The organism is Micromonospora sp. RTGN7, assembly GCF_033804645.1.
GTDB lineage: Bacteria > Actinomycetota > Actinomycetes > Mycobacteriales > Micromonosporaceae > Micromonospora.
In genome coordinates this window covers 88,485-105,572 of the sequence record NZ_JAPZLF010000015.1, presented here as the reverse complement: position 1 = coordinate 105,572, position 17,088 = coordinate 88,485, and the positions used below count along the sequence as shown (strand labels likewise).

The window sequence follows — 17,088 nt, the reverse complement described above, 5'->3', positions numbered from 1 at the left end:
CAGCCTTTCCACTATGGCACATCGAACCATTCCGCGTAACGATGCATGACGTCGCGCAGTTGGCCATTCGCACAATATTCTGAGCACGAAACGTGCTGTCCGGATTGGGTGGTCACGGAAGGGAATCGCCGCCGGGCGGTCATCACCCGATACCGAGGGCCGTGGCGAGTTGGGCCACGTCGGCCGGGACCGGTCCGTGGCGGGTCAGGTCGGTGAGCAGGGTACGGGCCACCGGCCGTAGCCGGACTTCGACAGGTGCGGTGCGGTTCGCGTCGACCAGGGCGCGTCCGGCCGTGAGTGGGTCTCCGATCTGGAGGTACGCGCGGGTGACGTCGAGCAGATACCCCGCCCGGTGTTCGGCGGGCAACCGCCGCCAGTCGTCCGCGCCGACCACCTTCTCGTGCCGGGCGACGGCCTCGCCGCCGGCACCCAGCCCGACGGCCCGGCCGTCGGGCGGCGCGCTGCGGGAGGCGTACGCTGACCACGGTTTTCACCGCGCCCGGACGCCCCTCCGCACGGCCCAGGCCGCCGGAGCACGGTGCCGCGCGGGCGCTAAGCGCCGTGCCGGGCTCACACACTCGGAAAATGGTGACGGGAACACATGGCCTACCTCCGGATCGGCGACGTCGACCTGTATTCGGAGGTCGTCGGCGAGGGCGGTCCCGTCCTGCTGCTGCACGGCGGCTTCTGCTCCCTGGAGTCGATGCGGGCGCCCTCCGACGCGCTCGTTCCGGATCACCGGGTGTACGCCTTCGAGCGTCCCGGGCACGGCCGGTCGGCCGACATCGACGGGGAGTACGACTACGCGCGCGGGGTCGCCGACACCCTGGCCTACCTCGACGCCGTCGGCCTCGAATCGGCGCACGTCGTCGGCTACAGCGACGGCGCGATCATCGGGCTGCTGCTCGCCCTCGACCATCCGGCGCGGGTGCGGTCGCTGACCGCGATCAGCGCGAACCTCGACCCGTCGGCGTTCACGGACTCCGCCTCCCCCGTGCTCGCCCCGCTCGAAAGGGAGCCAGGACCGGACGTCGAGCGGATGCACTACGAACGCCTCTCCCCGGACGGGCCAGGGCACGCGGACGTCGTACTCGCCAAGCTGTTCCGCCTCTGGCGGAGCGAACCGCACATCGACCCGGCCGCGCTCGCCCGGATCGCGGCGCCGGTGCTGGTGATGTCGGGCGACCGGGACACGATCCCGCCCGGCCACAGCCTGCTCATCGCCGCGTCGATTCCGGGTGCGCAGTTGTGCGTGGTGCCGGGCGCCACGCACGGCCTCCTCGCCGAGCGCCCCGAGCTGGTCGGGGCGATCGTCCGCGACTTCGTGCGGCAGGCCGCCGGTCAGAGCCGTGAGCGGCGCAGCAGCCAGACGAAGTAGGGCGCTCCGACGAGGGCCATCATCAGCCCGGCGGGGATCTGCGAGGGGGCGATGAGCGTGCGGCCGAGGGCGTCGGCGACGCAGACGAGCAGGCCGCCGATCAGCATGGCGACCGGGATGATGCGCCCGTGTCGCACGCCGACGAGGCTGCGGGCGATGTGGGGGGCGACGAGCCCGACGAAGCCGACCACGCCGACCGCGATCACGCTCACCGCCGCCACGACCGCCGCGATCGTCAGCAGTGCCAGGCGCGCGCCGTCGCGGCGGACGCCGAAGATCCGCGGGGTGTCCTCGTCGATCGCCAGGAGATCGAGTTGGCGGCGCATTCCCAGCACCACGGGGGTCGCGAGGAGGAGCACGAGCGCGACCGGCAGCACGTCGGCGAAGGACCGGCCGTAGGTCGTGCCCGAGAGCCAGGTGAGGATCCGGGGCGTGTCCCACGGGTCGGCGCGCAGGAGCAGGAAGGTGCTGATGTTGCTGAGCGCGTAGCCACAGCCGATGCCGACGAGCAGGAAACGGTCGGGCAGGAGCCCGCCGCGCCACGCCAGCAGGGCGATGAGCGCGAAGGTGGCGAGTCCCATCGCGACGGCCGTGACGATGAGCACGGGACGTCCGCCGGACACACCCGAGGTCACCACGATCACCGCGCCGAGGCCGGCGCCGGCGGTGATGCCGAGCACGCCCGGCTCGGCCAGCGGGTTGCGTACCGTGCCCTGCACGACGGTTCCGGCCAGGGCGAGCGCCGCGCCGGCGACGACGGCCGCCGCGACCCGGGGGGCGCGGTCATCGAGGGCCCGGCCGATCAGGTCCGGCGCGGCGCCCTGGAGCCAGAGCGCGATGTCGCCGGCGCGTAGCCACAGGCTGCCGGCCAGCAGACCGACCAGCACCGCCGCGACGAGCAGGCCGGCCGCGACGACCGCCACGGCGAGGAAGCGGCGGCGCGAGCGGAGGGCGACGGAGGCCCGGGGCGCGTCGCGCGCCGCCCCCGCGTCGCGGAGCCGGAGCGCGAGGATCACGATGACGATGGCGCCGAGCAGCGAGGTGGGGATGCCGGTGGGGATCGAGGCGGCCGCCTGGGCACCGAGGACCGCCCGGAGCACGACGTCGGCGAGGAGCACCAGGAGCGCCCCGGCCAGCCCGCAGGCGGGGATCAGGAAGGCGTGCCGGCTCAGCACGCCGATGCGGTTGGCCGCGAGGCGCACCGCGACCGGGGCGGCGAGGCCGACGAAGGCGATGGGGCCGGCCAGCGTCACCGAGATGCTGGTCAGCAGGACGGCGCAGAGCACGGCGACGACCCGGGTCGAGCGGATCGGCACGCCGAGCGAGGCGGCGGTGTCGTCGCCGAGGCCGAGCACGTCGAGTCGCCGGGCCAGCAGCACGGCGACGGCGAGCACGACGACGATGACGGGAACGGCGCGCATGGCGGCGTCGATGTTGAGCTGGGCCAGGGAGCCGCTGCCCCAGGCGTAGAGCCCGGTGGTGCTCTCCTTGAACAGGATCAGCAGGGTGGCGGTGGCCGCGTCGAGGGCCATCGCGACCGCCGAGCCGGCGAGGATGAGCCGCGTCGATGCGGTGCCCGAGGCGGTGCCGACGAGGCCGAGCACGATCCCGGCGGCGAGGAGGCCGCCGGCGAAGGCGACGGCGCCCGAGGCCCACAGCGGCACCGCGAGGCCGAACGCGGCGACCGCGCAGAGGGCGAAGTAGGACCCGGCGGTGACGGCGAGCGTGTCCGGGGCGGCCAGCGCGTTGCGGGTGACCGACTGGAGCAGCGCCCCGGCCGCGCCGAGGGCCACGCCGACGGCGATCCCGGCGAGCACGCGCGGCAGGCGGGACCCGGTCAGCACGTTGGCGACCGGTACGCCGCCGACGTCCTCGCGCGCCCCGAGGAGGTGGCGCAGCAGGTCCCAGAAGCCCACCCCGGAGGTGCCCTGCGTGACGTGCCACAGCCCGGTCACGACGACGAGGACGAGCAGGACGGCCAGGACGGCCGTCCCGCTCGCGCCACGGCCGAGCCCGACGCGGGGCAGCGGCCGCGGCGCGGCGGTGTCGGTCACTTCCCGGTCAGGATCTTCACGTACGCGTCGATCGCGGCCTCGTTCGACTTCGGGCCACCGGCTCCCCAGACACCTGCGGGGAAGGCGTACGCCCGGCCTTCCTTCACGGCCGGCAGCGCGGTCCAGATCGAGCTCTTGCGCAGTTCCTTGACGTAGCTGTCCGGAGTGTCGTCGTCGGAGTAGAACAGGCTGGCGCTCCCGACGGCGGTGAGTCCCTCGATGTCGGTCTGCGCGAGACCGTACGAGGGGTCCACGCCGCCGCTGCCGTAGGCCGCGTTGATCTTGTCGGTCCAGGCCGTGGTCATGCCGAGCTGCTCGCCGAGCTCGGTGAACAGGGCACCCTTGCCGTAGGGGCGGATGACGACGTTGCCGCCTTCGATCCAGCCGTCGAAGAACAGGAAGTCCTTGGACCTGATGTTCGCGGCGGCGGCCTTCTTCCTGGCCTCGGCGAGGTGTTCGTCGAACTGCCGCAACACCAGCTCGGCGCGCTCGGTGCGGCCGGTGGCCTGACCGATCATCGAGAACACCTTCTTCATGTTCGCGATCTGGCCCGAGGCGTCGGCCCCGACCGTGGCAAGCACGGGAACGCCACGCTTCTCCAGCTTGGCGATCTGCTCGTCGTCGGCCTTGAACGCCTCCACGATGATCAGGTCGGGCTTCGTGGCGTACAGCGCGTCGAGGTCGGGCTCGCCGCGCTCGCCGGTGTTGACGACGCTCGCCGGGAGCGGCTCCGCCTTCACGTAGGTGCCGTAACCCTTGGTGTCGGCGGCCGCGACCGGGGTGAGGCAGAGCGTGAGCACGTCCTCGGTCTGCTGCCATTCCAGCACCGCGACCCGCTGGGCGGGCTTGGCGAGCTCGACCTTGCGGCCGACGCCGTCGGTCAGCGACACCGGGCCGGTCGATGTTGTTGTCTTGTCGTCGGCGCACGTCTGCGACGAGGGGGCGGTCGAGCCGCCGGCGGCGGGTTCGTCGACCTTCGTGGTGCCGCAGGCCGTGAGGGTCACGGCGATCGCGCTGAGCGTCGCGGCGGTGGCCGCGAGGCGGGTGCCAAGGATCATGCGGGTTCTTCTCCTGAGTTGATGTTCCGGTTCCGTGCGGGATGCCGGCCGACCGGGTCGATGCGAAGGCGGCCGGTGCGGGGGTCGACCTCGACCTCCACGCACAGGTCGTAGACCTCGCCGATGTGTGCGGCGGTGAGCACCTCGACCGGGTCGCCTGCGGCGTGGATGTGCCCGGCGCGCATGAGCAGCAGCGTGTCCGCGACGCGTGCGGCGTGGTCGAGGTCGTGCAGCACGACGCCGACGGCGACGCCGTGGTCGTCGACGAGATCCCGGATGAGGTCGAGCGTCTCGATCTGGTAGCGCAGGTCGAGATGGTTCGTCGGCTCGTCGAGGAGCACGACGCCGGTCTCCTGGGCCAGGCAGGCGGCCAGCCAGACCCGCTGCATCTCGCCACCGGAGAGCTCGCCGACCGGCCGCTCGGCCATGTCCCGTACGCCGGTGACCTCCATCGCGCGCCCGACCGCCGTCCGGTCAACCGGGGACGGGCCGGCGAAGCGGCGCCGGTGCGGGTGGCGCCCGAACGAGACGACCTCGTGCACCGTGAGCCCGTGGGGGGCCTGCCGCGACTGGGCGAAGAGCGTGACCTCCCGCGCGAACTGGCGCACGCTGAGCAGCGACACCGCCCGCTCGGGCCGCCCGTCGCGGTGGCCGAGCAGCACCTCGCCGCCGTCCACGCGGTGCAACCGGGCGAGGGCGCGCAGCAGCGTCGACTTCCCGCTGCCGTTCGGCCCGACCAGCGCCGTCACGCGACCGGGGGCCAGCGTCACCGAGACGCCGTGCACCACCGCGGTCTTTCCGTAGCGCAGCACCAGTTCGTCGCCGCGCAAGGCGGCCGCCGCCGTCGAGCTGGCGGCCTCTCTCCGGTCGGCGAGGGGCGCAAGGGTCACGGGCATCGGTCGGCTCCGAATTCGCGGGGTGGCAGGCGCAGGACGCCCCGGGTCGAGGTAGCCCAAGTAAGGGTTGCCTTGCCTTGCTTCACGGAGGCTAGGTGATGTTCCGGGCGGCAGCAATCCTGCGCTTAGGACAGTCGCCGCACATTCCGGACATCAAGCGCGATACGAGCACGGACCACCGACCGGCCCGGGGCGGGGGTAACCTTCGTCACCACCGCCGCCGCCCCGCCCGTCGAGTCCCGGACTGCCTGGTGGCGAGCGCCGTCGAGCCGTTCGAGTTCCGCCAGCAGCGGCGCCGCCGTCGAGCCGCCGCCCTCGACCAACTGGTCGCGCAGGTGCCGGGCCAGCACGGCCGGCGTCGGATAGTCGAACACCACGCTCGCGGGCAACTGCACCCCGCTGGCGGCACGGAGCCGGTTGCGCAACTCCACGGCCGTCATCGAGTCGAAGCCGACCTCCCGGAACGCGCGGTCCGGTTCCAGCCCCACACCGTCGGCGTGACCCAGCACGCTGGCGGGGCTGGACGCAGGGCGGCGAAGGTCGGCACGAACCGCTCCCAGCGCACGTCCGCCACCACGACCGACGCCTCGTCCCGGACCGCCCGGGCGAGGGCCCAGTCCACGTTCCGGCCGCCGGCGTGCAGGGCGGCGAGGGCGGCCAGCAGGGCGGCCGGCTCGGCCGCGCCGGCTCGCAGCGCCGCCACGGCGGTGCCGTCGGACTCGGTGGGGACAGCAGCCACTCCCCCTGCGTCGACAATCGCGTGGTGAAGTCGGCCATCAAGATCTGATGCAGTGCCCGATCCTCGTTGTTTCCGGATACCGGACGGCCGCTGCAAGGTGAGCCCGCAGGTCTCTCCAGGTAGGAAAGGCGTCCCGAAACGCTTCGGTGGTGCCGACGTCGACAGTCATGGCTGCACCGCTTCGGTCTGGAGCGCCTCCAGCAGGGGAGCCCACCGACGGCGCTCGGCGAGGCTGAAATTCGCCGTGAGATCCTCCGCGGTCGCCCATCCGCCCCGAATGAATCCGCGGACCAGCGACTGCGCCTCTGTGATATCCAGCGGCTCAGCATCGGCCAAGTCGAGCAGAGTCCGCGCAGGCGTGGTGACCGGCAACCCGTCCACCCACTGCCACGACCCTGGGCCCAAATCAACTTGCGGCGCGCGTCCGCCCCGCGCCACGACACCGGCACCTATCGTGAACTGCGGATGATCACCGGGCAGGTCTCCGAGTCGGTACAGGCGCACCGCAGAGCGGTGTGACACCACTCCGCTATCCGGCAAGGACCTTTCCCACCCGGGCGTCTCTGGGGCCAGCCGGAGTCACGCGGCGTACAGCCGCGGCATCGAATGCCGCCCGCCAGCGCGTAAGCGAACCACTCCGTCCATCACCGGCTCGATCAGGTGAAGTGCTTCGAGTTCGGCCAACGCTGCTTCACGAACCCCCACTCGCCCGGCTTGTTCGGCGGTCACCTGCCCCCACTGGCCGTCGGCGATATCTGCCAGCTTCGCGATGTCATCGATCCCTGCCATGCCCGCAGCGCAACGGTGGAGATGGATTACCGTGGTCCCGTGACTCTTTCCACACCGCCCGACTGGCGCAACGACCGAATCGGTGCGGCCGATCGTGGCGAGAACCCCACGGTGATCACCCGAATGCGGACTGGCTGGGCCGTCTTGGGTGACACCCAGCATCTCCCCGGCTATACCCTTCTGCTCTATGCCGGGAAGGCGGACCATCTCACCGATCTGCCTGTGGGCCAGCGAACCGAGTTCCTGACGGACATGAGCCTGTTAGGTGAGGCCGTCCTCAAGGTGATCAGCCGTCGAGACCCCGCGGTTCACCGGCTCAACTACGAGATCCTCGGTAACTCCTGGCACCACCTGCACGCCCACATCCACCCTCGATACACCTGGGAACCTGAGCCCTGGCGAAACGGGCCTGTATGGCGGTACGACCCAGGCGTCCGAGACGCACCAGAGCACGCCCTCGGCCCTCACCACGAGGAGCTCAAGGAAGCGATCGCTGCCGAGCTGCGCGCCGCTGCCTCCCGCTAATCTGGCTTACAAGGTGATCGCCGGTCTGCGTCTACCTGAGCTCCTCCCGCCCCGTCCCCTCCCGGGAGACCCGGGCACCCGGGTACCGACGCGGGTCCTGGTCGCAGGCCAGCGGCCAGGACCACCCACCAGACCTGGATCTGGACCTACGTCGGGACCTGAGTCCGACCTGAGCCCGGACCTAGATCCGGCGTAGCCGCCCCGGACAAAGACCTCGGGCGATTCCAGCGCAGCCACCGGGCTCCCGACCTCGGCCAACCGCTGGGCGACATCCACTTCAAGCCGGGCGCACTGGTGGGCGACCGGCGCCACCCGGGCGAGCACGGCGCAGGGCTGCAGACGCAGGGTGAGCGTGTTCGAGTTGTGCAGGACGGCGGCATCGTGGACGGTCAGGCCGAGCGATGAGCCGCTCGACATGGCTGCCCGTGTTGCCCGCTGAATCTCATCTTCCTGCATCGGAGCCACCGTAGTTCACTGTTCCGTGGCGCAGCAGCCGTATTTCCATCGATAGGCACGTCCTTACATCACCACCACGGCGGCAACGTCCGTGTCGTCACCTGACGGGTGGCCGCAGTGGACCTCCGACGTCCGCCCAGGACGTGAACACGACACGACCTGCGCACGCGCCCACCCGCAGATCTTGCCCGAGTTGACGGCTTGGACCGGCGACGGACTGCACGCCCTGGCCGACCTGGGCCACGAGGGCGAAGCCACCATCTTCACCGTCCCGATCAAAAGATGAAGGGCGTCGAACTGACCGACGCCCAACAGCAGCGTCACGAGCCATTACCGAGAATAGCTCAATTGATTCAACACATTTCCATCAATGAATCAATCGGCCGAACGGATGACCGGGCCCCAGGGTCAACGCACATACCCTGGCCATTGATCTTCGTGAAAGGATCGCGACCGTTCCGGCACCACCGCACGGGGGAGCATCACCATGCGCCGTCCATCGGCCGTCATACTCGCATGTCTACTGGCCGTCACACCGGCCGCCATCGTCGCCATCGGACCACCCGGGTTGCCGGCCATCCCGGCCCGCGCCGAAACCGCGGCACCCGTGCCGGACCGCTTCGTGACCGTGCCACCCACCTCCATCGGTAACGTCGTGGTCCCGGCCAGCGGCTCGACCGCGGTGCAGGTCCGAGGGGTGGCACCGGTCCCCGCGTACGCCACCGGGGTCTCCGCCCGGCTGGTGGCGAACTCCACCGGCGCCGGCACGGTGAGCGTCGCCCCGTCCGGCGCGCCGGCCACACCCGCCCGGCAGGTCACCTACCGGCCCAACCTGGCCACCCACTCCTCGGCGACCGTCGGCCTCGGCCCGAACGGCGCAATCACCCTGACCAACGGCGGCGCCGCCAGCGTCACCGTCACCGTGGTCGTGCAGGGCTACCTCCAGCCGCCCAGCCAGCCGGGCGGCGCCTACTACGTGCCGCTGAGCCCGAGCAGCCTCGCCTCCGGGGTCACCGTCGCGGCCGGGGCGACCTATCTGTTCACCACACTGCCCTCCGGGACGAGCGTCACCGACGTCAAGGGGGTGCTGCTGAACCTGATGGTGCGCTCCACGGCGGCCGGCACCGCCTCGGTCCACCCGGACGGCGGCACCAACCCGGCCGTACCGCAGCTCAACTACATCGTCAACGACTACGCGACGAACGAGGTCGTGGTGGCGCCCGGCAGCACCGGGAAGGCGGGGTTCCGCAACAACGGCACCGCCAGCGTCACCCTCTACGTCTACCGCGCCGGCTACTACACCACCAAGGGCGGCTACAACGCGGCCTCGATCGTTCCGGTGCCGCCGCAGCGCGTCCAGACCGACCTGGTGGTCGCCGCCGGCAGCAGCGTCGCGGTCCAGGTCGGGGGCCTCACCGGCGTGCCCGCCAACGCCGGAGGCGCCTGCCTGCACCTGACCGCCGCCAGCGGCACCACCAGCAACGGAAGCCTGGCCTACGTCCGCTACCAGACCGGCCAGGCCGCCACCGGCCCGATGACGGTACGGCTGCTCTCCGGCAAGTACACCGTGGCCAACACCGGCACCGGCAGCGTCACCTTCTCGGTGGACGTCACCTGCTACTTCCGCGACCCGACCGCGCCCGCCCCGCCGACCGGGGTCAACGCCAGCGGCGGCAACGGGCAGGCCACCGTCCGCTGGACCGCGCCGTCCGACGACGGCGGCGCCCCGATCACCGGATACACCGTCACCACCTACCCGGGGGCCCGCACCGTCACCGCCACCACCCTTTCCGCCACCGTGACCGGGCTGACCAACGGCCGCACCTACTGGTTCACCGTGCGCGCCCGCAACGCCGCCGGCGAGTCGACCGAGTCGGCGCAGTCCCCCGGCGCCACGCCCGCGCCGCCCAGCCCGCCGGGCACCCCGTTCGTCACCTCCGTCTATCCGCGGGACGCCGCGGTCAAGGTCACCTGGTCCCCGCCGGACCGGGGCGCCGCCGACGTGACCGGATACCGGATCACCGCCAACCCGGGTGGTGCCAGCGCGCAGGCCGCCGCCGATAAAACCGAGGTGATCGTGGGCGGCCTGGCCAACGGGACCACCTACACCTTCACCGTGGTGGCGTTGAGCGCCGCCGGCAACGGCGCGACCTCACCCCGTTCCGAGGCGGTGGTGCCGAGCCTGGCGGACGTGCCGCTGGAGCCGGCCGCCATGCTTGTCGTACCGCTGAACCAGCGGGTCGACGTGCAGTGGGTCGCCCCCTCCGACGGCGGCGCCCCGATCACCGGCTACACCGTCACCGCCGAGCCCGGCGGGCACCAGGTGCAGGTAGCTGCGGACACCACGGTCGCGGCACTGACCGGACTCACCAACGGCACCGCCTACACGATCCGGGTGGTGGCCCGGAACAAGGCCGGCGCGTCCCCGGCCGCCGAGCGCACCGGGGCGAAGCCCGCCGCGGCCCGTGCCCCGGCCGCGCCGACCGACGTGCGGGCCGGAGCCCGCGCCAGCGGCGTGGTCGACGTCCAGTGGAACGCCCCGGTGGACGTGGGCACCAGCGCCATCACCGGCTACACCGTGGTGGTCACCCCGTCTGGCGGGACCGTATCGGTCTCCGGGACCGGTGCCACCGTCTCCGGTCTCGACCCGGCGCTCGCCTACCGGTTCTCGGTCCGAGCGACCAACGCGGCGGGCACCGGAGCGGCGAGCCAGAGCAGCCCGGAGGTGACCCCGCAGCTCCAGGTCAAGGCGACTCCAAAGGTGCTCACCGAGGCGGAAAGCGCCACCCTCCGGCTGGTCCGCGGCGATGGCACTCTGGTCTTCGAGCAGCCGCCGGCGGCGATCCGGTCGCTGACGGCCGGTACGGTGCTGATCCTGCAGGCCCACCCGCTCGCCCCCAACGGCCTGTTCCGCACCGTGACGAAGGTGACCACCGAGAGCGGACTGGTGCTGGTGGCCACCGAACCGGCGGCCCTGGACCAGGTCTTCGACCAGGTCAGCCTGGCGGCGGTCTCCGAGGTCGGCGACGCGGACGTGGCCGAGTTCGTCGCCGAGTCGCCGCAACTGCGGCGCAAGCAGCCGACACTGCGTGGACGCACCCTCGACCAGGGCGCGCCCGCCGCCGGCACCCAGGGCGTGAACATCGGGCTGCGGCACGGGCACGTGGTGGTCGAGGCCAACGTCTCGATGAACGGCGAGCTGGGCAGCGACCCGCTGCGCCCGCCGTCACAGCTTCCGCCGGTGGGCGGCAAGCTGGAGGCGCAGATCGATCTCAATCCGCGCCTGGACAATGACATCGACATCTCCGAGACCGGTGTGGACACGTTCCACCACGTGAGCGTGGACTACGTGTCGGAGTTCCGGGCCAAGTTCGGCTTCCTCAACCAGGAGGAGTTCGAGCTGCCCGGGGTCAAGATCCGCTCACGCTGCTTCACCATCCAGGCCGGGCCGGTCCCGGTCGTCCTCTGCCTGGACTTCTCGGTCAAGCCGACGATCACCGTCGAGGGGTCGATGGGGGTTACCGCGTCGGTGACCTTCGGCCGGCTGGTCGGCGCCGAGATGGCCACGCACAACGGTGCGGTGATCTCGCACCGCGGCATCAACCAGTCCAACGGCCGGCAAGCGTCCAACGTGGAGGCGTACGCCGACGGGGACATCACCCTGGCCCTGCCGGTGGTCAGCACCCTCTACTTCTACGACGCCGCAGGGCCGGGGCTGACCGTCCGGCCTTACCTACGGCTGAAGATGGACACCACGCAGAACCCGTGGTGGGAGCTGCGCGCCGGGGTGACCGTCGGGGTCTTCTTCAAAACCAGGAAGTTCTTCGGCCGGGAGATCGAGTTCTCCAAGGACAACCTGGTCGACTTCTTCGTCACCCTGGCCAGCTCCGGCAGCGCGTTCAAGGGCCTCAAGGTGACCCCGCTGGAGTCGTCGATCGATCCCGGCGAGTCGGTGCAGCTCTCCGCGCAGCCGGTGCTCTATCCACCCGAGATACCGATCAGTTGGCGTAAGCTCTCCGGCCCCGGCTCGGTCGACGGCAGCGGCAACTTCACCGCCAACCTGGCCGGCACCGCGGTGATCGAGGCGTACAGCCCGCCCGGCCCGCTGACCGGCGGCGAGGAGCTGGCCCAACGGGCGGTCGTCCACGTCCAGGGCACCACCCCGCCGGACGTGCCCGGCAACGTGGACGCGCAGCCACGGCCGCTCGCCGCCCAGGTGAGCTGGACCGCGCCGCCGGTGACCGGCAACCTGCCGATCACCCGCTACGCGGTGACGTCCACCCCGGAAACCCGGACGGTGTACGTCAACGCGCCGGCCACCAGCGTCCTGGTGCCCAACCTGACCCCCGGGGTGTCATACCAGTTCCGGGTCTTCGCGATCAACGAGGCGGGGAGCAGCGACGCGTCGAAGCCGAGCCCGGTGGTGGTACCGACCGAGGCCTACCGGGGCACCGGTCCGGTGGTCAACATCGCGGTGGACGCGGCGGGCAACCCCGACAACGTCGGCCAGCGCAGCGGCGTGGTCATCTCCGGAAACGGCCGGTACGTCTTCTACGACGTCAAGACCAACAGCAACATCATGCCGGCGGAGGGCGCCGGCCCGGGCGGACGCTGGCGCATCGTGCGCACCGACCGGTTCACCGGCGAGACGGTGCTCGCGTCGAAGGGGCTGCCCGGTTACGGGTACGGCGATGTCTGGATGCCGGTCGCGGCGAACTACGACGGTTCGGTGGTGGCCTACGTCGGTTACCCGTACACCGACTACGGCCGGACGTCGAGCGAGCTGATGACGTACAACGTGACCAGCGGGGTCACCACGGCGGTAACCGGCAAGACCATCAACTCGCCGCAGATGGTCATCGAATACCCGACCCGCCGGCAGGCGAAGCTGAGCCGGGACGGCTCGATCGTGGCCTTCCCGGCCACCCTCTACGGGGCCAGCCAGAGCCGGATCTACTACGCGGTCGGTAACGGGGAGGCCCAGCCACTGGAGCGGTGCCCGCTGGAGCCGGGCTGCACGGCAAACGGGGACATCCGCTTCGACATGACCGCCGACGGCAGCGCGATCTACTACGTCACCCGGGACAGCCGGACCGAGGACGAGTACGGCATCTGCTACAGCGTGATGCGGTTCGACGTCGGTGGTGGCGGCGGTCAGCCGATGGGCCCGAGCTGCGCGGTGGACACCGGCGAGGAGATCAGCGCCCTCGTGGTGGCTGGGAACGGTTCCCAGTTGGCGGCCACGTACTCCTACGATCCCCCCCAGATCGAGCTCAACGTCAGCGGGCTCGCGGTGAAACCCCTGCCCACCGAGGCGCGGATCACTCCGGATGACGTCGCGTACAGCTGGAACGTCTCGTACGGGGTGACGCCCAGGATGATGTCGATGGACGGCGGGGCCGTTGTCGTGGTGGACCAGCGCGACTGGAACAAGCCCAACTCCAGCGTCGCGGTGTTCAACACCGGCACCCGGGAGTTCACCACCATCGTGGCGATCGACGCCATCCACGAGATGAGGGACCAGCTCTGGGCGGTGGCCGCCGACATGTCGGCCGTCGCCTACGTGCTGGAGGACAAGTGCGACCCGTTCTACTGCCCCGGTAACGAGAAGGTCTGGGTGCAGTCGCTGTACTGATCCGTCCGGCGGTTGGTTCCAGCGCTCGGTCCGGTGTTCGCACCGGGCCGGGCGCTCGGTCGTGGTTGCGGGTCGGCCGCCCGTCCTCGCGGCTCACGTGCGGCACAGGGCAGAGGACCGACCGTAGGCAGGGGGCAGGGCGTCGCCGCTGCTGAGTTACCGGGGCATTCGCTTCCTACACCTGGCGCACGGACCGCCGAGGTGATCGCGGCGCTCAGGGGAAGGGGCCGAGGGCCGTCACCCGATGCCGAGGGCCGTGGCGAGTTGGGCCACGTCCGCCGGGACCGGTCCGTGGCGGGTCAGGTCGGTGAGCAGGGTACGGGCCACCGGCCGTAGCCGGACTTCGACCGGTGCGGTGCGGTTCGCGTCGACCAGGGCGCGTCCGGCCGTGAGTGGGTCGCCGATCTGGAGGTACGCGCGGGTGACGTCGAGCAGGTACCCCGCCCGGTGTTCGGCGGGCAACCGCCGCCAGTCGTCCGCGCCGACCACCTTCTCGTGGCGGGCGACGGCCTCGCCGCCGGCACCCAGCTCGACGGCGGCAGCCACCCGGGCCAACTCCACCGCCGTGGGCCCGAAACTGCTCCAGTGCCGGTCGTGGCCCTCGCCGATCTCGCCGGCGATCCCGGCCGCCTGGTCGAGCAGCTCCCCTGCGCTGCGTTCGTCGCCGAACCCGGCGGCGGCCAGGGCGGCCTGGATCAGCAGCGTCCCGCGCAGCGCCAGCTCCCGCGGCGGCGAGCCGCCGCCCGGCATTCTGGGGGCGATGCGGTGCGCGGCGGCGACCGTGACGGCCAGGGCCGGCCGGGGGCGGTCGAGGACGCGCAGCGCCTGCCCCAGCGGCACGGTGGCCGCCGCCACCAGCAGCGGGTCGCCGGTGGCCACGGACATCGCCCGGTCGGCGGCGAGCCAGCCGAGGTCGCCCTCGCCGAGCTTCACCAACACCGACGACGTGATCCGGTACGCCTGCACCAGCAGCTCCGCCGCGCCGTCCCCGGCGGCGCCTCCGTCGTGGGCGTGGGCGGCGTGGGCGTGGGCGTGTTGGGTGTCGCCGAGCAACTCCGGCAGCATCCGCAGCAGTTGCGGGTAGTCGGCGTGCTGGTACGTCAGCCAGGCGTGCCGCACCCGCCGGCGCAGCTCGTCGGCCGGCGGTGCCGCCCGCACCTGCGGCCCGGTCAGGGCGGTGTCGTAGCGGGCGAGGGCGGCCCGTACCCCGTCGACGCCATGTACGGCGGCGCGGGCAGCCTGCGACGGTAGGGCGTCACGGCCGAGGAGCACCACCGGGTCGACGCGGAGCACCTCGGCGAGTTCCTGGATGACCGTGAACCGGTCGAGGGCACGGACACCCCGCTCGACCTTGTCGACCCAGCTCTTCGACTTGCCTAGCCGGTCGGCGAGCATCTGCTGGGTCATCCGCCGTCGCACCCGTAGCCGGGCGATCCGGCGTCCTATCGGCACTTCACGGTTGGTCACGACGCCACCGCCGGTCGGGCACCGCCCTGGTCGTGTCGTCCACCGGTACCCGATCCGCCTCGGCCTGCTCCAGCAGGCGTTGCCTCGCGGCCTCCCGTTCGGCGGCCTCGGCCTGCTCACTGCGGCTCTGCGCCGCGCCGTTCTCCTTGGCGCCCATATCTGCCTGCCTTCCGATGGGGTCGGTAGCGTCGGTGCCGGTCTTGATCTCCCAAGTCGGCGCGTGCTCCTGGACCGCCCACATCTCCAACGGTCTGCCGCACCACCCGACGATGCGTTCGGTGATGTCACTGCTGCTCACGCCGGCGATTTCGGCCCGGGCGTCCGGCAGGTACTCGGTCATGTAGCGGACGAGCGTGCGAATGTTGCACTGGCACAGCTCCTTGAGCTGCCGTTTGCGGGTCAGGCAGGGCCAGGGGTCCCCGCAGACGAGGCAGTTCCAGTCCGGCCTGGACGGGCCATGGATCGCCGGGTAGTCAGCCATCGCCGCCGCCTTCGTCTCCCGGCTGACGGTGGCAGCCCTGCCGGCGGGGCGAGTACGACGGCCACATCGGCGGACGCCGGTACTCACCCCGGGGCCGCTGCGCCCACGGCTCGCGAGGACGCCAGCGCTCTGCTCGCAGCTCGGTCGCGGCGTCGCGGTGGTGGCGCGCCTCGTCCCGAGCGGCGATGACCTCCTGGTACAGGGCGTCCAGGTCGACCTCTACCCGACGGAGGAACCTGCCGACCGCCTCAGGATCGAGGCCCCGGCGACCGAACCTGGTCAGCGGGAAGTCCTGCCACCGGATGTCGGCCGGGGTCAGCAGGTTCCGGCGGGACTGGTAGACCGCACCGCCCTCGCCGGTGCCGCCGACACCGATAGAAGACCCACCCCCAACCAGCTCGGCGGGTTCGTCTTCTCTGGGCTCCATATGCCTCCGTCCTGCGCTGTCGAGATGGCTGGCGGCCCGGCCGCTGTCACGACCTGGGGCCGGGTGGCTGGTGGCTTGATCGGGTCCGGTGCCTGCCGCGATTGGGCAACGGGGAACAAGTGGGCAGGCACCGGACTCGTGCCCCTCCTGGTGCGACCCGAGGACGAACACGACTCGGAGCATAATCGACGTAGTGTACGTAGTCTACGTGGCTCGACATAGTTGATGTGGATATCTGGAGGTGATCTACTCGGAGGTGCGACCCGAGGAGTAGAGATGACCGCAAAGTACGAGCGAGTGGCAGAGGCCATCCGCGAGCAGATTCGCACCGGCGAACTGTCTGTTGGGGACAAGCTGCCCTCGATCACCGAGCTGCAGACCCAGCACGGCGTGTCCTACGGCTCGATCCGTGGAGCCATGCTGGTACTCAAGGCCGAGGGCCTGGTCGAGGGTCGCCAGGGCGAGGGCGTCTACGTCAAGGCCAAGGCGGCCGGCTGAACCAGGCACTTCGAGCGGCCATGACCGAGGCCGGCGAGACGGCAGAGAGTCTTGCAGCTCAGACGGGGGTAGATCCGAAGACCGCCGAGTGAATGAGAGTGATGCGCGATGGCCGCATCTGAGAGTGTGAACCCGCCACCGACCGGCTGATCGACATGAGCTCACGTGCTGTGGAGGACCGGTGTCGGTATCGGTAAGGCTTCCCCGCGGATCGCGGGTCATCGTCGCGGCTCTCTTCGGAACCGTGCTGATCTGCGGTGCCGTCCTGCTCGATGCTCAGCTGAACGCCACTGTCGACCAGCGGGTCAACGAGGGAACGGCAGTGACCGGCCGAGTCGTGCAGGCGGACCGGCTCCGGGTGAGCCGTTCGTCCTCGGTGACCAGGATGACCGTGGCGTATTCCGTCGGCGGTGTGGCGTACCAGGAGCGGTTCTCCAGCGAGCTCGACGAGGGTCGGCGCCACGCCGGGGAGGAGCTCACGGTGTACGTCGACCTGAACGATCCGTCCAAGGCGGCCACGGCTGACGGGTACGCGACGGAGGACCTGCTGCTCCAGTTGCCCATCCTGCTCGGGGTCGCCGGGGGCCTGGCGATCGTGGCGGCGCTCGTCTGGATCAAAACGGGTCGCCACCCCGGTTCCCGGTGATCCGGAACGCCGCCGCCGAGGTGCGCGAGCGCGTGCAGG

16 protein-coding genes and 2 pseudogenes are annotated in these 17,088 nt (G+C 71.2%); 7 read left to right on the top strand and 11 right to left on the bottom strand.

The window, feature by feature from the left end; translation table 11 throughout:
• Window positions 1-142: 142 nt before the first annotated feature.
• Window positions 143-394 (bottom strand): hypothetical protein, encoded by a 252-nt coding sequence (locus SNR22_RS21590; protein WP_320068444.1) that lies wholly within the window; start codon window positions 392-394, stop codon window positions 143-145.
• 207 nt (window positions 395-601) lie between these two features.
• On the opposite strand from SNR22_RS21590, the gene SNR22_RS21585 reads away from it, so the two are divergent.
• Window positions 602-1,378: an alpha/beta hydrolase gene (locus tag SNR22_RS21585; RefSeq protein ID WP_320068443.1), complete on the top strand. Its 777-nt coding sequence runs from the start codon at window positions 602-604 to the stop codon at window positions 1,376-1,378.
• Here SNR22_RS21585 and SNR22_RS21580 read toward each other — a convergent pair.
• The 7 genes from SNR22_RS21580 to SNR22_RS21550 all read right to left on the bottom strand — a co-directional run bounded on the left by SNR22_RS21580 (window position 1,342) and on the right by SNR22_RS21550 (window position 6,914).
• Entirely contained in the window at window positions 1,342-3,432 is a 2,091-nt protein-coding gene (locus SNR22_RS21580; protein WP_320068442.1) for an iron ABC transporter permease, read from the bottom strand. The two genes, SNR22_RS21585 and SNR22_RS21580, sit on opposite strands and share 37 nt — an antisense overlap.
• Window positions 3,429-4,490, bottom strand: coding sequence for an iron-siderophore ABC transporter substrate-binding protein (locus tag SNR22_RS21575; protein WP_320068441.1), 1,062 nt, complete (start codon window positions 4,488-4,490; stop codon window positions 3,429-3,431). Before SNR22_RS21575 ends, SNR22_RS21580 begins: the two co-directional genes overlap by 4 nt.
• Window positions 4,487-5,386, bottom strand: coding sequence for an ABC transporter ATP-binding protein (locus tag SNR22_RS21570; RefSeq protein ID WP_320068440.1), 900 nt, complete (start codon window positions 5,384-5,386; stop codon window positions 4,487-4,489). The genes SNR22_RS21575 and SNR22_RS21570 overlap by 4 nt, the downstream gene beginning before the upstream one ends.
• A 125-nt stretch (window positions 5,387-5,511) precedes the next feature.
• Entirely contained in the window at window positions 5,512-5,874 is a 363-nt protein-coding gene (locus SNR22_RS21565) for an acyl carrier protein (RefSeq protein WP_320068439.1), read from the bottom strand.
• On the bottom strand, window positions 5,823-6,125 hold the full coding sequence (locus tag SNR22_RS21560; protein ID WP_320068438.1) for a hypothetical protein: 303 nt from the start codon (window positions 6,123-6,125) through the stop codon (window positions 5,823-5,825). The genes SNR22_RS21565 and SNR22_RS21560 overlap by 52 nt, the downstream gene beginning before the upstream one ends.
• A gap of 165 nt (window positions 6,126-6,290) precedes the next feature.
• Window positions 6,291-6,629, bottom strand: a complete 339-nt coding sequence (locus tag SNR22_RS21555) for a hypothetical protein (protein ID WP_320068437.1) — start codon at window positions 6,627-6,629, stop codon at window positions 6,291-6,293.
• Window positions 6,630-6,704: 75 nt separating this feature from the next.
• A complete protein-coding gene (locus tag SNR22_RS21550) occupies window positions 6,705-6,914 on the bottom strand; it encodes a hypothetical protein (RefSeq protein WP_320068436.1) in 210 nt (69 codons plus the stop codon).
• A gap of 39 nt (window positions 6,915-6,953) precedes the next feature.
• On the opposite strand from SNR22_RS21550, the gene SNR22_RS21545 reads away from it, so the two are divergent.
• The 3 genes and pseudogenes from SNR22_RS21545 (at window position 6,954) to SNR22_RS21535 (ending at window position 13,530) form a co-directional block, all read left to right on the top strand.
• Window positions 6,954-7,439: an HIT family protein gene (locus tag SNR22_RS21545; protein WP_320068435.1), complete on the top strand. Its 486-nt coding sequence runs from the start codon at window positions 6,954-6,956 to the stop codon at window positions 7,437-7,439.
• A gap of 522 nt (window positions 7,440-7,961) precedes the next feature.
• Window positions 7,962-8,175: pseudogene (locus tag SNR22_RS29435) on the top strand (IS5/IS1182 family transposase); the annotation flags it as partial.
• Window positions 8,176-8,517: 342 nt separating this feature from the next.
• Window positions 8,518-13,530: a fibronectin type III domain-containing protein gene (locus tag SNR22_RS21535; RefSeq protein ID WP_320068434.1), complete on the top strand. Its 5,013-nt coding sequence runs from the start codon at window positions 8,518-8,520 to the stop codon at window positions 13,528-13,530.
• Between the two features lie 237 nt (window positions 13,531-13,767).
• On the opposite strand, the gene SNR22_RS21530 is transcribed toward SNR22_RS21535, so the two are convergent.
• From SNR22_RS21530 to SNR22_RS21520, 3 genes are read right to left on the bottom strand one after another with little or no spacing between them, the layout of a single operon-like run.
• On the bottom strand, window positions 13,768-14,997 hold the full coding sequence (locus SNR22_RS21530; RefSeq protein ID WP_320068433.1) for a helix-turn-helix transcriptional regulator: 1,230 nt from the start codon (window positions 14,995-14,997) through the stop codon (window positions 13,768-13,770).
• Window positions 14,984-15,478, bottom strand: a complete 495-nt coding sequence (locus tag SNR22_RS21525) for a hypothetical protein (protein ID WP_320068432.1) — start codon at window positions 15,476-15,478, stop codon at window positions 14,984-14,986. Before SNR22_RS21525 ends, SNR22_RS21530 begins: the two co-directional genes overlap by 14 nt.
• Window positions 15,471-15,905, bottom strand: coding sequence for a DivIVA domain-containing protein (locus SNR22_RS21520; RefSeq protein WP_320068431.1), 435 nt, complete (start codon window positions 15,903-15,905; stop codon window positions 15,471-15,473). Before SNR22_RS21520 ends, SNR22_RS21525 begins: the two co-directional genes overlap by 8 nt.
• A gap of 276 nt (window positions 15,906-16,181) precedes the next feature.
• Here SNR22_RS21520 and SNR22_RS21515 point away from each other — a divergent pair, with 276 nt between their 5' ends.
• The 3 genes and pseudogenes from SNR22_RS21515 (at window position 16,182) to SNR22_RS21505 (ending at window position 17,049) form a co-directional block, all read left to right on the top strand.
• Complete coding sequence (locus SNR22_RS21515; RefSeq protein ID WP_320068430.1) at window positions 16,182-16,403, top strand: winged helix-turn-helix domain-containing protein; 222 nt, start codon at window positions 16,182-16,184, stop codon at window positions 16,401-16,403.
• Window positions 16,400-16,489: pseudogene (locus tag SNR22_RS21510) on the top strand (XRE family transcriptional regulator); the annotation flags it as partial. The gene SNR22_RS21515 and the pseudogene SNR22_RS21510, both read left to right, overlap by 4 nt.
• Before the next feature lie 95 nt (window positions 16,490-16,584).
• Entirely contained in the window at window positions 16,585-17,049 is a 465-nt protein-coding gene (locus SNR22_RS21505) for a DUF3592 domain-containing protein (RefSeq protein WP_320068429.1), read from the top strand.
• Window positions 17,050-17,088 lie beyond the last annotated feature (39 nt).

Coding starts and splice junctions, on each gene's coding strand:
- SNR22_RS21585 (WP_320068443.1), top strand. CDS start 602: ATGGCCTACCTCCGGATCGGCGACGTCGACCTGTATTCGGAGGTCGTC.
- SNR22_RS21520 (WP_320068431.1), bottom strand. CDS start 15,905: ATGGAGCCCAGAGAAGACGAACCCGCCGAGCTGGTTGGGGGTGGGTCT.
- SNR22_RS21550 (WP_320068436.1), bottom strand. CDS start 6,914: ATGGCAGGGATCGATGACATCGCGAAGCTGGCAGATATCGCCGACGGC.
- SNR22_RS21570 (WP_320068440.1), bottom strand. CDS start 5,386: ATGCCCGTGACCCTTGCGCCCCTCGCCGACCGGAGAGAGGCCGCCAGC.
- SNR22_RS21515 (WP_320068430.1), top strand. CDS start 16,182: ATGACCGCAAAGTACGAGCGAGTGGCAGAGGCCATCCGCGAGCAGATT.
- SNR22_RS21575 (WP_320068441.1), bottom strand. CDS start 4,490: ATGATCCTTGGCACCCGCCTCGCGGCCACCGCCGCGACGCTCAGCGCG.
- SNR22_RS21525 (WP_320068432.1), bottom strand. CDS start 15,478: ATGGCTGACTACCCGGCGATCCATGGCCCGTCCAGGCCGGACTGGAAC.